The sequence below is a fragment of the Saccharopolyspora hirsuta genome (genome assembly GCF_008630535.1).
Classification (GTDB): Bacteria; Actinomycetota; Actinomycetes; order Mycobacteriales; family Pseudonocardiaceae; genus Saccharopolyspora; species Saccharopolyspora hirsuta.
This window is the reverse complement of record NZ_VWPH01000013.1, coordinates 24,404-36,544: the sequence shown is the minus strand read 5'-3', so window position 1 is coordinate 36,544 and position 12,141 is coordinate 24,404. Positions and strand designations below refer to the sequence as shown.

15 protein-coding genes are annotated in these 12,141 nt (G+C 71.6%); 6 read left to right on the top strand and 9 right to left on the bottom strand.

Annotation, left to right across the window (positions count from 1 at the left end):
- Positions 1 to 3: 3 nt before the first annotated feature.
- The 4 genes from F1721_RS25735 to F1721_RS25720 all read right to left on the bottom strand — a co-directional run bounded on the left by F1721_RS25735 (position 4) and on the right by F1721_RS25720 (position 3,321).
- Complete coding sequence (locus F1721_RS25735; protein ID WP_211840627.1) at positions 4 to 1,101, bottom strand: FUSC family protein; 1,098 nt, start codon at positions 1,099 to 1,101, stop codon at positions 4 to 6.
- A 109-nt stretch (positions 1,102 to 1,210) separates the two neighbouring features.
- A complete protein-coding gene (locus F1721_RS25730) occupies positions 1,211 to 1,621 on the bottom strand; it encodes a DUF3151 domain-containing protein (RefSeq protein WP_150069371.1) in 411 nt (136 codons plus the stop codon).
- 142 nt (positions 1,622 to 1,763) lie between these two features.
- A complete protein-coding gene (fbaA, locus tag F1721_RS25725; protein WP_150069370.1) occupies positions 1,764 to 2,798 on the bottom strand; it encodes a class II fructose-bisphosphate aldolase in 1,035 nt (344 codons plus the stop codon).
- A gap of 241 nt (positions 2,799 to 3,039) precedes the next feature.
- Positions 3,040 to 3,321 (bottom strand): YciI family protein, encoded by a 282-nt coding sequence (locus F1721_RS25720; protein WP_150069369.1) that lies wholly within the window; start codon positions 3,319 to 3,321, stop codon positions 3,040 to 3,042.
- A 91-nt stretch (positions 3,322 to 3,412) separates the two neighbouring features.
- On the opposite strand from F1721_RS25720, the gene F1721_RS25715 reads away from it, so the two are divergent.
- The 6 genes from F1721_RS25715 (at position 3,413) to F1721_RS25690 (ending at position 7,987) form a co-directional block, all read left to right on the top strand.
- Positions 3,413 to 3,985 carry a SigE family RNA polymerase sigma factor gene (locus F1721_RS25715; RefSeq protein WP_150069368.1) on the top strand — a complete coding sequence of 191 codons (573 nt, stop codon included), beginning with the start codon at positions 3,413 to 3,415 and terminating at the stop codon, positions 3,983 to 3,985.
- Between the two features lie 86 nt (positions 3,986 to 4,071).
- Positions 4,072 to 4,992, top strand: a complete 921-nt coding sequence (locus F1721_RS25710) for an ROK family protein (protein WP_150069367.1) — start codon at positions 4,072 to 4,074, stop codon at positions 4,990 to 4,992.
- The gene (gene nagA / locus F1721_RS25705; protein WP_150069366.1) at positions 4,989 to 6,137 is read left to right on the top strand and encodes an N-acetylglucosamine-6-phosphate deacetylase; all 1,149 of its coding nucleotides are present in this window, start codon (positions 4,989 to 4,991) and stop codon (positions 6,135 to 6,137) included. Before F1721_RS25710 ends, nagA begins: the two co-directional genes overlap by 4 nt.
- Before the next feature lie 220 nt (positions 6,138 to 6,357).
- A complete protein-coding gene (locus tag F1721_RS25700) occupies positions 6,358 to 6,567 on the top strand; it encodes a hypothetical protein (RefSeq protein ID WP_150069365.1) in 210 nt (69 codons plus the stop codon).
- Between the two features lie 224 nt (positions 6,568 to 6,791).
- Complete coding sequence (locus F1721_RS25695; protein ID WP_246155304.1) at positions 6,792 to 7,481, top strand: DedA family protein; 690 nt, start codon at positions 6,792 to 6,794, stop codon at positions 7,479 to 7,481.
- 113 nt (positions 7,482 to 7,594) lie between these two features.
- On the top strand, positions 7,595 to 7,987 hold the full coding sequence (locus F1721_RS25690; RefSeq protein WP_150069364.1) for a VOC family protein: 393 nt from the start codon (positions 7,595 to 7,597) through the stop codon (positions 7,985 to 7,987).
- Here the strand turns inward: F1721_RS25690 and F1721_RS25685 are convergent, their stop codons facing one another.
- From F1721_RS25685 to F1721_RS25665, 5 genes are all read right to left on the bottom strand, one after another.
- Complete coding sequence (locus tag F1721_RS25685; RefSeq protein WP_150069363.1) at positions 7,988 to 8,632, bottom strand: TrmH family RNA methyltransferase; 645 nt, start codon at positions 8,630 to 8,632, stop codon at positions 7,988 to 7,990.
- A 166-nt stretch (positions 8,633 to 8,798) separates the two neighbouring features.
- Positions 8,799 to 9,347: an orotate phosphoribosyltransferase gene (gene pyrE / locus F1721_RS25680; protein ID WP_150069362.1), complete on the bottom strand. Its 549-nt coding sequence runs from the start codon at positions 9,345 to 9,347 to the stop codon at positions 8,799 to 8,801.
- Between the two features lie 92 nt (positions 9,348 to 9,439).
- On the bottom strand, positions 9,440 to 10,213 hold the full coding sequence (locus F1721_RS25675) for an SDR family NAD(P)-dependent oxidoreductase (protein WP_150069361.1): 774 nt from the start codon (positions 10,211 to 10,213) through the stop codon (positions 9,440 to 9,442).
- 131 nt (positions 10,214 to 10,344) lie between these two features.
- Complete coding sequence (locus F1721_RS25670; protein WP_246155303.1) at positions 10,345 to 11,037, bottom strand: type III secretion system chaperone family protein; 693 nt, start codon at positions 11,035 to 11,037, stop codon at positions 10,345 to 10,347.
- A 140-nt stretch (positions 11,038 to 11,177) separates the two neighbouring features.
- On the bottom strand, positions 11,178 to 12,107 hold the full coding sequence (locus tag F1721_RS25665) for an ABC transporter permease subunit (RefSeq protein WP_150069359.1): 930 nt from the start codon (positions 12,105 to 12,107) through the stop codon (positions 11,178 to 11,180).
- Positions 12,108 to 12,141: the final 34 nt, after the last annotated feature.

Below are 12,141 nucleotides of genomic sequence, written 5' to 3'. Positions count from 1 at the left end.
GGGTCACTTGGCCTCGGGGTACAGCGGCGGGAGAGCCGCGGTGGCCTCGTTGCGGCTCAGGCCGGTCGCCTGCAGCAGGTCGACCGCGATCGAACGGACCTGCATGACCACCACCTGCATCGAGAAGTCGCCCTCCCCGAGCAGTTCCACAGTGGACTTCTTCGCCACCGAGCGGGCCGCCTCCCGGGTCTGCAGCGGATCGACCCCGCTGGCCAGCTCGTCGCGCAGCAGCACCACCGCGCCCGCCAGCTCCTCCAGCAGGCCCGGCAGCGGTCGCGGCACGGGCTCGCCGTCGCGCAGCGCGGCCAGCGCGCGACGCGCCAGCACGCGCGTGTTGCGCAGCGCCCGGTCGATCGGCGTCGCCGCGGTCTCGTAGCGCTCCAGGTCGCCGCGCCGCCGCCACCGGATGGGCGCGAACCTGGCGATCTCCTGCCCGGCCTCCAGCGCGGCGCGGAACTCCTCGACGGACTTCTGGCTCTTGCGGGCGCTCGCGAGCACGTCGCTGGCCATCTCGGGGTCCTGCCGCGCCACCGCCCCGGCGACGCCGCGCAACGCGTCGGCCAGCGCACCGAGCACCAGCCGCCCGTTGCGGTGGGCCACGGCGAGCGGGTTGGCGGGCAGCAGCGCCGCCACCGCGAACCCGACCAGGCCGCCGATCGCCGCGTCGAGCATGCGGGTCAGCCCGCCCGCGGTGGCGGGCGGCAGCAGGGTCGCCACCAGCACCGACGAGGACGCGGCCTGCAGCACGATGACGACACCGCTGTCCAGCAGCACCGCCGTGCTCATGGCCAGCGCGACGACGAGCGCGATCTGCCAGGTGCCGGTGCCGATGAACGAGATCAGCACGTCGCCGACGCCGATCCCGATGCTCACGCCGACGACCAGCTCCAGCGCGCGCCGCATCCGCTGCCCCAGCGAGACGCCGAGCGAGATGACCGCGGCGATCGGCGCGAAGAACGGCTGCGGATGTCCGAACAGGTGACGGGCCAGGAACCAGGCGAGCCCGGCCGCGACCGCGCACTGCACGATGGGCACGCCGGTGCGCAGCAGTCGGCGCAGTCGGCGGTTCAGTTCCTCGCGCAGTCGGTGCACACGGGACATTGTCCGCCAGACCGCCCGGCGATCCGAGCACAGGAGCAGTGATCCTCGTCAGAACCGCGATTTCCATTGAAATCGGATGTCCGACTTCAATGGAAATCGCGGTGCGGCATCACGCCAGGCCGGTGGCTTCGAGGGACTTCGGGTCGCTGTCCTCGAGCAGCTTGCGGCAGCGGTCGAACTCGTCGTCCTCGCCGATCGACTTCGCCGCCTTGGCCAGCGCCGCGATGGAGCGCAGCACGCCCTGGTTCGGCTCATGGCGCCACGGCACCGGGCCGAAGCCCTTCCAGCCCGCCTTGCGCAGCGCGTCGAGCCCGCGGTGGTAGCCGGTGCGCGCATAGGCGTAGGCGGCGATGTTCTGGCCGGACTCCAGCGCCGCCTCGGCGAGCGCGGCCCACGCGGCGCTGAAGGCCGGGTGGTGCGCGGCGACCACGGTCGGATCGGTGCCCGCGCTGAGCTCGGCCTGCGCCTCCGGGCTCTCCGGCAGCAGCGTCTCCGGCGGTTCCAACAGGTTCCTCGTCATGGCCCAATCCTGTCAGGTACGACGACGGCCCGTCCGCACCTGGCGAACGGGCCGTCGGAAATCAACGCCGGAACAGCAGCAGCCACCTGGAAGCGCGAACTTGCCGACGTCAGGCAAGCGGCGAACCGACGTTCCGAAGGCGTCAGCCCGCGAGCATGCGGCCTGCGGACTTGAGGTTCTCGCAGGCGTGGGCGACTCGGGCCGCCATGGCCTGCTCCGCGACCTTCAGGTAGCTGCGCGGGTCGTAGGTCTTCTTGTTGCCGACCTCGCCGTCGATCTTCAGGACGCCGTCGTAGTTCTTGAACATGTGGTCCGCGATCGGGCGGGTGAAGGCGTACTGGGTGTCGGTGTCGATGTTCATCTTCACCACGCCGTAGGAGACCGCCTCGTGGATCTCCTCCAGCAGCGAGCCCGAGCCGCCGTGGAAGACCAGGTCGAACGGCTTGGAGCCAGCAGGCAGGCCCAGCTTCTGCGAGACCACGTCCTGGCCCTGCTTGAGGATCTCCGGGCGCAGCTTGACGTTGCCCGGCTTGTAGACGCCGTGCACGTTGCCGAAGGTAGCGGCCAGCAGGTAGCGGCCCTTCTCGCCGCTGCCGAGGGCGTCCACGGTCTTCTCGTAGTCGCCGGGCGCGGTGTAGAGCTTCTCGTTGATGTCGTTGGCGACGCCGTCCTCCTCGCCGCCGACCACGCCGACCTCCAGCTCCAGGATGATCTTGGCCTTGGCGGAGGCGGCCAGCAGCTCCTGGGCGATCTGCAGGTTCTCGTCGAGGTCGATCGCCGAGCCGTCCCACATGTGCGACTGGAACAGCGGGTTCTCGCCGCGGTCGACCCGCTCCTGGCTGATCTGGATCAGCGGCCGGACGAAGCCGTCCAGCTTGTCCTTCGGGCAGTGGTCGGTGTGCAGCGCGATGTTCACCGGGTACTTCGCGGCGACCACGTGCGCGAACTCGGCCATCGCGGTGGCACCGGTGACCATGTCCTTGACCTTGGTGCCGGAGGCGAACTCGGCACCGCCGGTCGAGATCTGGATGATGCCGTCGCTCTCGGCCTCCGCGAACCCGCGCAGCGCCGCGTTGAGCGTCTCCGACGAGGTCACGTTGATGGCCGGGTAGGCGAATTCGCCAGCCTTCGCCCGGTCCAGCATCTCCGCGTAGACCTCGGGGGTCGCGATGGGCATCGGTCGTCCTCCTCGCATGGAGTTTTGTCGTGGTGACGGGGAGTTGCGCAGCATCCTACGAGCCGCGGCCCAGCGCCAGCGGGCCCTGTTGGCTCGGCGCCACACTTTCGCGTCACAGTGCCCGAGCCGGGGCCGCTTTGGAAAGCCGGTGACAGGATTCAGAACGCGACGAATCCTGTGTACATCCTCACACGCTGGGGTTTCGCGGCTCGCCGAGGTCGTGTTTTCGATCTTGGGGAGATCACTGCAGCCACGCGCCGACGACCACGTCCCACTCCCGGACGGTGGTCTTGGCGATCACCCCGGCCTCGGTGTACGGGTCGGCGTCGAGCACCTTCTGGAGCTCGTCGCGGTCGGCGACCTCGTAGACCAGCTGCGCGCCCTCGCCGTCGGTGAACGGGCCGCCTGCCAGCACCACGCCGCGAGCGGCCAGGTCCCGGCAGTACTCGCGGTGCGCCGGGCGGACCTCCAGGCGGCGCTCCTGGTCCTCGCCGTAGACCAACTCGACCACGAACCTGGCCATGCCGAAACCTCCGTCTTCGGATCACGATTCGGTGCGCACGCTACCCGGCCGCGCCACACGGACCGGGGTGCAACCGGTAACTTGTTCGATCATGGCCGGTGATTCACGCGGAGTCGAACGGAGCGTCGAGCAGACCCTCGGCCACCTGCGGACCCTGGACAGCGCGGCGATCGACGCGTCGGCGCCGCCGCTGACCCTGGAGGACCTCTACCGACAGCAGCGGATGCGGATGGTGCGGCTGGCGATCCTGCTGGTCGACGATCCGGCGACGGCCGAGGACGTGGTGCAGGAGGCGTTCACCGGCCTGTACCGCAACTGGTCGGGCCTGCGCGACGCCAGGGCGGCGATCGGCTACCTGCGGACCGCGGTGGTCAACGGCAGCCGCTCGGTGCTGCGCCGCCGCAAGACGGCCCGCGAGTACCAGCCGCCGCACCAGGCCGACGCCCGGTCGGCGGAGTCGCTGGCGATGCTCACGGCCGAGCACCAGGCGGTGGTGGCGGCGCTGGCCAAGCTGCCGCGGCGGCAGCGGGAGGTCCTGGTGCTGCGCTACTACGGCAACCTGTCGGAGGCGGAGATCGCCGAGGCCACCGGGGTGTCGCGGGGCACGGTGAAGTCCACCGCGAGCCGGGCGCTGGACGCGCTGCAGAAGCTGATGGGCGGTTGAGCGCGGGAAGTCCGCGAAAACCTTCCGCGAACAACACACCGGTTTGGTGTAGACCAATAGGTGTTCGGTAGCGGAGGATCGTCGGCGTGACCGCAAACGCCATCGCCGTCGACGTCGGCGGAACCGAGATGAAGGCCGCGCTGGTCGCCGTCGGCGAGCGGAGCGCGGAGCCGCTGCGCTGGCTGAGACGCCCGACCCCGCGAGGCGCGGACGGCTCGGCGACCGCGGAGCGCGTGGTGGCCGCCGTGGCCGAGCTGGTGGCCGAGCTGCGCGTGGACGCATCGGTCGACGCCGTCGGCGTGGTGGTGCCGGGCGCGGTCGACGAGGAGCGCGGCGTCGGGGTGTACTCGGCCAACCTCGGCTGGCGCGACGCCCCGCTGCGCGACCTGCTCGCCGAGCACATCGACCTGCCGGTCAGCCTGGGCCACGACGTCCGCGCGGGCGGCCTCGCGGAGGCCCGGCTGGGCGCGGCGCGCGGCATGCGCGACGTGGTGGTGCTGCCGATCGGCACCGGCATCGCCGCGGCGCTGCTGTTCGACGGGCGGGTCCACTCCGGCGGCGGGTTCGCTGGCGAGATCGGGCACGTCGACATCGGCCACGACGAGCTCTGCGGCTGCGGGCGCACCGGCTGCGTCGAGGCGCTGGCGTCCTCGGCGGCCGTGGCCCGCCGCTACCTGGCGCGCACCGGCACGGCGCGGACCAGCGCCGAAGTGGCGTCGGCCGTGCGCGCGGGCGACCCGGACGCGCAAGCTGTGTGGGGGGAGGCGGTCGACGCGCTCGCCAAGGGCCTGCTGGTGCTGGTGACGGTCGCCGCACCCGAGTGCATCGTGCTCGGCGGCGGCTTCGCGCAGGCCGGGGACCTGCTCACCGGGCCGCTGCGCGAACGGCTCGACGGCATGCTGGCGGCGTACCACCGCCGCCCGCACCTGGAACTGGCCGAACTCGGCGACACCGCGGGCTGCCTCGGGGCAGCGCTGCTGGCGACGGAAGGATTGAGAGCGAAGTGAACGATCCCGAACTGATCCTCGCCGGTGGGCAGGTCGTCACCCCGGAGGGAGTGCTGGACCGGGGGTGGGTCCGGGTGTCCGGCGGGACGATCGCCGAGGTCGGCACCGGTCCGGCGCCCGCGGGCCGGGTGGTGGACCTGCGCGGGCAGTGGCTGGTGCCCGGTTTCGTGGACATCCACTGCCACGGCGGTGGCGGCGGCTCGTTCACCAGCATCGAGGTCGACCAGGCGCGGGCCGCGATCGCCGCGCACCGCAGGCACGGCACCACGACCATCATGGCCAGCCTGGTGTCGGCCCCGCTGCCCGACCTGACCAAGCAGATCAGCGCGCTGAGCGACCTGGTCGTGGACGGCGAGCTGGCCGGTATCCACCTGGAGGGCCCGTTCCTGTCCGCGGCGCGGTGCGGCGCGCACGACCCGGCGATCCTCCGGGCCCCGGAGGCCTCCGCCGTGCAGCAGGTGCTGGACGCGGGGCGCGGCGCGGTCCGGATGGTCACCCTGGCGCCGGAGCTGCCGAACGGGGTCGAGGCGGTCCGCCAGCTGGTCGACCACGGGGTGATCGCCGCGGTCGGGCACACCGACGCGGTGCTGTCGCAGGTGGTGCCCGCGGTGGAGGCCGGGGCGACGGTGGCCACGCACCTGTTCAACGCGATGCGCCCGCTGCACCACCGCGAGCCCGGCCCGATCGGCGTGCTGCTGGAGGACGAGCGGGTGACTGTCGAGCTCATCTGCGACCTGGTGCACCTGCACCCGGCGATCGTGCAGCTGGCCGCCTCGCACGCGGGCACCGGCCGGACCGTGCTGGTCACCGACGCGATCAGCGCCACCGACGCCGGGGACGGCACCTACGAGCTGGGCAAGCTCCCGGTGACCGTGACCGACGGGGAGGCGCGGCTGGCGGACGGTTCGCTGGCGGGCAGCACGCTGACCATGGACGTGGCGTTCCGCAACCTGGTCGAGTCCGGCGGGCAGAGCGTCCCGGCGGCGGTGGCGGCGGCCTCGACCAAGCCCGCGGAGCTGCTCGGCCTCGGCGACCGCACCGGCGCGATCCGCCCCGGCCTGGCGGCCGACCTGGTCGTCCTGGACGCGGACCTCCAGCTCACCGGCGTCCTCAAGGACGGCGCCTGGGCCGTCGACCCCAGCTGACCAGGACTTGCAGTTTCAATTGAAACTGTGGTCCCACCGGCGTGTCGCCTCCCGACACGCCGGTGCCTGTGGACAGCTCGACGCCGCTGCGGGGGACTTCCGCGATTTCAATGGAAATCGGATGTCCGATTTCCATTGAAATCGCGTCCACCCCGGGCGGAGGCCGACGGGCGGAGGCGGATGGGCCGGATGTGCGGGGTGCGGTGGTTAGGCTCGGGGCGTGACGTCGCCTGATCCCGAGCACCTGCTGTCCGCGGCGCTGCGCGCCCAGGCCGGGGGAAGTCCCGGCATGGGCCCGACACCTCCGCCGCCCCCACCTCCCGCGCGCAAGCGCCTGCCCGTCGCGGGCGTGCTGGTCTTCGCGCTGGTCCTGGGGTTGGCGGCCGGGGCGCTGGCCGGGGTCATGACCGTCGTTGGTCCGATCTGGTGACCTGACCCCGACATCGCGGGAGATCGTTTCCGCTGGTCAGAACGGCCCTCGAAAGGGCGCTCCGCGCCCGGACGACCCAGCCGTCCAGGCCTTCGGGATCAGCCGGAGAGTGCTCGTCGCCCCCGCCTGTCATTCCACCGGGTGATCGGCCGACCGTGCTGCGTGCACGGCGGGTCACTCGCCCGCGGACCGGGCTTCACGGGGTCGCGGTACCGTTGGCGACCGTGACGACCGAACTGCCCGCGATTGTCAACGCCGCCGCGAACACATCCGCGCTGGCCCTGCTGCCGGACTGGCTCAACCCCGAGAACATCGTCCAGTCCCTCGGCCCGTTCGCCCTGATCGGCGTGTGCCTGATCATCTTCGCCGAATGCGGCCTGCTCATCGGCTTCTTCCTGCCGGGTGACTCGCTCCTGTTCGTGACCGGCCTGTTCGTCGCGGCCGGTGCGATCGACACCCCGATCTGGCTGGTCCTGATCCTGCTGAGCTTGTGCGCCTTCGTGGGCAACGTGACCGGCTATTGGATCGGTCGCAAGGTCGGACCGGCGATGTTCAACAAGCCGGACTCGAAGCTGTTCAAGCGCGAGCACGTGGACAAGACCCACGACTTCTTCGAGCGGTACGGCGCGCGGGCGATCATCCTGGCCCGGTTCGTGCCGATCGTGCGCACCTTCATCACCGCGGTCGCGGGCATCGCGCAGATGGACCAGAAGAAGTTCTTCAGCTACTCCGCGATCGGCGGCGTCGCGTGGATCGTGAGCATGACGCTGCTGGGCTACTTCCTCGGCAACATCCCGTGGATCCGGAACAACCTCGAAGCGATGGCGATCCTGATCGTGCTGGTCTCGGTCATCCCGATCGTCATCGAGTACCTGAAGGGCCGCCGCGAGAAGGCCCGCAAGGCCGCGAGCTGATCAGTCGCCACGTTTCGCGCGGATCCGGTCGCACCGGGTCCGCGCGAACTGCTTTTCAGCCCTTCCCGCGAGCTCGTCGGCCGCGGCAACGACTCCTCCCAGAAAGCCCATCCGTGGAACTCTCCCAGGTCCGCCTGCTGGTGACCGACTTCGCCGCCTGCTACCGCTTCTACCGGGACGTGCTGGGGCTAGAGCCGCAGTTCGAGGCGCCCGACGGCCCGTACGCGAAGTTCAGCCCGGACGGCGGCTCCGCAGGCATCGCGCTCCAAGACCGGGCGCAGATGGCGCAGGTGCTCGACGAGCTCGGCGAGGAGCCGTCCGCCCACCGGTCGCTGGTCGTCCTGCACCTAGACGACCTCGACGGCTACTGCGCGGAAATCACCCGTCGCGGCGCTCAGCTGTGCAACGGACCCGCCCCGATGACCGACCGGATGCGGGTCGCGCACCTGAAGGACCCGGCCGGGAACCTGATCGAGCTCCAGGAGTGGCTGGCCACCCGCGGCTGATCACCAGGCGTCGTCGGGGTTCGCGTGCTGCTGGATCCAGGTGTGCATCACGACTCCGGCCGCCACGCCCGCGTTGATCGACCGCGTCGAGCCGTACTGCGCGATGGAGACCACCAGGTCGGCGTCGCGCCGCGAGTCCTCGCGCAGGCCGGGCCCCTCCTGGCCGAACAGCAGCACGCAGCGGCGCGGCAGCGCCGTGCGCTCGATCGGCACCGAACCGGCCGTGTTGTCCACCGCCACCACCGCCAGGTCGTGCTCGGCCGCGAAGTCGCGCAGCGAGGCGAACTCCGGGTGGTGGTGGATGTGCTGGTAGCGGTCGGTGACCATCGCCCCGCGCCGGTTCCACCGCCGCCGACCCACGATGTGCACGGCCTTGGCGGCGAAGGCGTTGGCGGTGCGCACCACGGTGCCGATGTTGTGGTCGTGCTGGAAGTTCTCGATCGCCACGTGGAAGTCGTGCCGCCGCAGGTCCAGGTCGGCGACGATCGCCTCGCGCCGCCAGTAGCGGTAGTGGTCGACCACGTTCCGGCGGTCGCCGTGCTCCAGCAGCTCGGGGTCGTAGCGCTCGTCGGTCGGCCAGGGACCTTCCCAAGGACCAACGCCGACCGTGGTGCCCCACTCGGTGGGGCCGAGGTCTTCGCTCACGGTCCCGCCTCCCCGCGATTCACAGTCCCGCCTCCCCGCGATTCACAGTGGTGGGTTGCGTCCTGGAGCGATCTCACGTTTCGCGGTTTCTTGTGGCTGAGTTGCGTCACGGTCCCCTGAGGTGCGGTTGGGTGGGGCTCAGGACTGGGGCACCGAACGGGCCCGCTCACGCCAGGCCGAGGTCGGCCAGGCCCAGGAGGGAGCGGTACGGCAGGCCCGCCGCCTCGATCTTCTCCCGCGCTCCGGTGTCGCGGTCGACGACGGTGGCCACGCCGACGATCTCGGCGTCGGCCGCGCGCAGGGCCTCGACGGCGGTCAGCACGCTGCCGCCGGTGGTGGAGGTGTCCTCGACCGCGAGCACCCGGCGACCGGTGACGTCCGGTCCCTCGATCAGCCGCTGCATGCCGTGCTCCTTGGTGCTCTTGCGCACCACGAAGGTGTCCAGCGGGGCGCCCTCGGCGTGCATCATGGCGGTCGCGACCGGGTCGGCGCCGAGGGTGAGGCCGCCGACGGCGACGTAGTCCCAGTCGGCGGTGAGCTGGCGCAGCAACCGGCCGATCAGCGGTGCCGCCTGGTGGTGCAGCGTCGCGCGGCGGAGGTCGACGTAGTAGTCGGCCTCCTTGCCCGAGGCCAACGTGACCTTGCCGTGCACGACGGCGATTTCCCGGACCAGGCGGGCGAGCTCGGAGCGCTGCTGTTCATCCACTGTGACCACGAGTTTTCAGCATACGTCCCGCTGCTCGGCCCGCGCCGGGGTGGTCGTGAGTGCGTAACGGTGTTCGAACACTGTTACGCACTCACGACAGCTCAGGTGCGGTCGGGGACGGTGCGGGTGACGATCATGCGCTGGAGCTTCTGCGGCACCAGGCGGCCCAGGGTGACCAGCGCCTTGTACTGCGCGCCCGGCACCGAGACGTCCTTGCCGCGGCGGAGGTCCGCCAGCGCCTCGTGCACCACCTGGTCGGCCTGCAGCCAGAACGCCTTGGGCAGCCGCCCCATCTCCAGCCCGGCCCGCTGGTGGAACTCGGTCTGGGTGAAGCCGGGGCACAGCGCCATGACCCGCACCCCGGTGCCGGTCAGCGAGACGGACAGGCCCTGCGAGAAGGCGGTCACGTAGGCCTTGGTCGCGCCGTAGGTCGACCCGGCCACCGGGAAGAACCCGGCCACGCTGGACACGTTGATCACGTCGCCGCGGCCGCGCTCCCGCATGCCCGGCACCGCGGCGTGCGTCAGCGCGAGCACCGCGCCCGCGTTGAGGTCCAGCTGCTTCTGCAGCTCGGCGGCGGGGGTGTCCCAGAAGGCTCCGGCGGTGCCGAACCCGGCGTTGTTGACCAGCACGTCCACCGGCCGCTCGGCGTCGGCGAGGCGCTGCTCGACCTTCGCGCGCTGGTCGGCGTCGGCCAGGTCCGCCGGGAGCACCTCGACGCGCACCCCGTGCCGGGACTGCAGCCGGTCGGCGAGTTCGGCGAGCCGGTCGGCGTCGCGGGCGACCAGGACCATGTCGTGGCCTTCAGCGGCGAGTCGGCGGGCGAAGGCGCGCCCGATCCCCGCGGTGGCTCCGGTGACGAGTGCGGTAGGCATGCGCCCGAACTTACCGTGGCCCGCACCCGCAGCCGCGCGCCCCGATCCGGTGCCCGCCAGGCACTGCGATGTCCGGGCCGTCGATGCCGTTTGATCTGCACACGACCCCACCGCCGAAGCAGCGGCGGGGGTCAGCGGGACTCGGAGGGCTCGACCTCGGCGGGGGTCTCCGCCTCGTTCGGGTCGGTGTCGAAGGGGTCGACCAGGTCGGCCAGGTCGCCGAGGTCGCGGAGCAGGCGCTCCAGCCGGGCCGGGTCGGCCTGGCCGGGCTCCAGGGCGGCCAGCACCCAGTCGTCCTCCAGCCACACCACGGTGACGTCCGAGCCGATCTCCTCGGTGGCGTCCACCAGGTCCGGGGTCACCAGCGGACGGGCCGCGGCCACCTCGGTGACGAACGCGTAGCGGGCGCCGACCGGGCCGAGCAGGTCCAGCTCGGAGTCCTGGGGCACCGGCACGTCGGGCAGCCACAGCTCGATGGTGGCCGGGGCCGCCCGGCGGCAGCGGATGCCGACCAGCACGGTCGCCGCCCGGCCGTTGACGGCGAGGTCCATCACGTAGACCTGGCGCCGCCCGTCGGCGGTGAAGGTCGATCCGGCGACCACGTCGGTGGCCGTCGGGCTGCCGTACTGGGCGAGCGCGCCGCGCTCCCAGCGGGTCGGCAGTACTTGGTCGACCTCGGCGAACTGCCAACCGCGCAGCGCGGCCCAGCGCCGCCGTTCCCGGTTGTTCGAGACGCGCTGCGACCGGTCAGCGATCAGCAGCGCGACGCCCGCGCCGATGGCGAGGACGGCGACGACGAACCAGAGCCACGCAGGTATGCCCACACTGCGCAGGGTAGTCCGATCACCGCCGAAGACGAAGATCACCTGGAGATCCGCTCCGGAACCGCCCCATCGGCTGAAGTTGACCTGCGGAAACGCCCGGCCGCCCCCGGGTCGGCCGGGCGTTGCGCCACGCCGGGCGCTCAGAGCGCCTTGCGGCGCAGCAGCCAGCACGTCGCGCCGATGCAGACCGCCGCGAGCACCGCGAAGACCGTGGCGTCGACGAGCTGGAAGGTCCAGAACCGGTCGCCGGGCTGGACGATCGCCAGCTCGGTGAACCCGGCCTGCTGCAGCTGGTCGATCTGCGCCGATCCGAAGGACCGCGACTCGTGCGGGACGCCGCTCATCCGCATCGCCTCCCAGACGTCGACCTCCGCACCGGTCGGGGTCCGGTAGGTGAAGTCCGTGATCCAGCCGGGCTCGCCCCGGTAGTACTCGTCGACGGGGATCCGCTCCGGCGACATGTAGCGCGGCCGCAGCCACGCCACGACCGGCAGGAACACCGCCAGGAACCCGAACAGCGCCAGCGCCATCCCGACGAGCACGTGCCGGGTGAGCGTGCCCGCCAGGACGCCGAGCGCGAAGCCGAACAGGCAGAGGGCCGGGAAGGACGGCCAGGCCATGCCGAAGGAGTCGAACCAGCTCCACTCCGGCACCGCGGGCTGGAAGAAGTACATGTACCCGGCGGAGAACGCGCTGCCGAGCAGCACGATCACCCCGCCGAGCAGCAGCACCTTGCCGAACAGCCAGTGCTCGCGGGAGACCCCCTGCGTCCAGGCGTAGCGGAGGGTGCGGTGCTCGATCTCCCGCGACAGCATCGGCGCGCCCAGGAAAGCGCCGATCAGCGCCGGGATCAGCGGCAGCAGCGTCTGCTGCAGCTCGGAGAGCAGGCCGACGGACGTCGACCACTCCCCGCAGTCGACCCCGATGCCGAGGCATCCGGACAGCTCGCCCGGTGCCAGCGAACCGCGCATCCCGCTGCCCAGCAGCAGGAACCAACCGGCGAAACCGACCAGCACCGCGGCGATGGCCGCGACGGCGAGCCGGTGTTGCCGCCAGGTCAACCAGATCATCCGTTGTCTCCTCGTCCGGGTTTTCCGGGCAGCG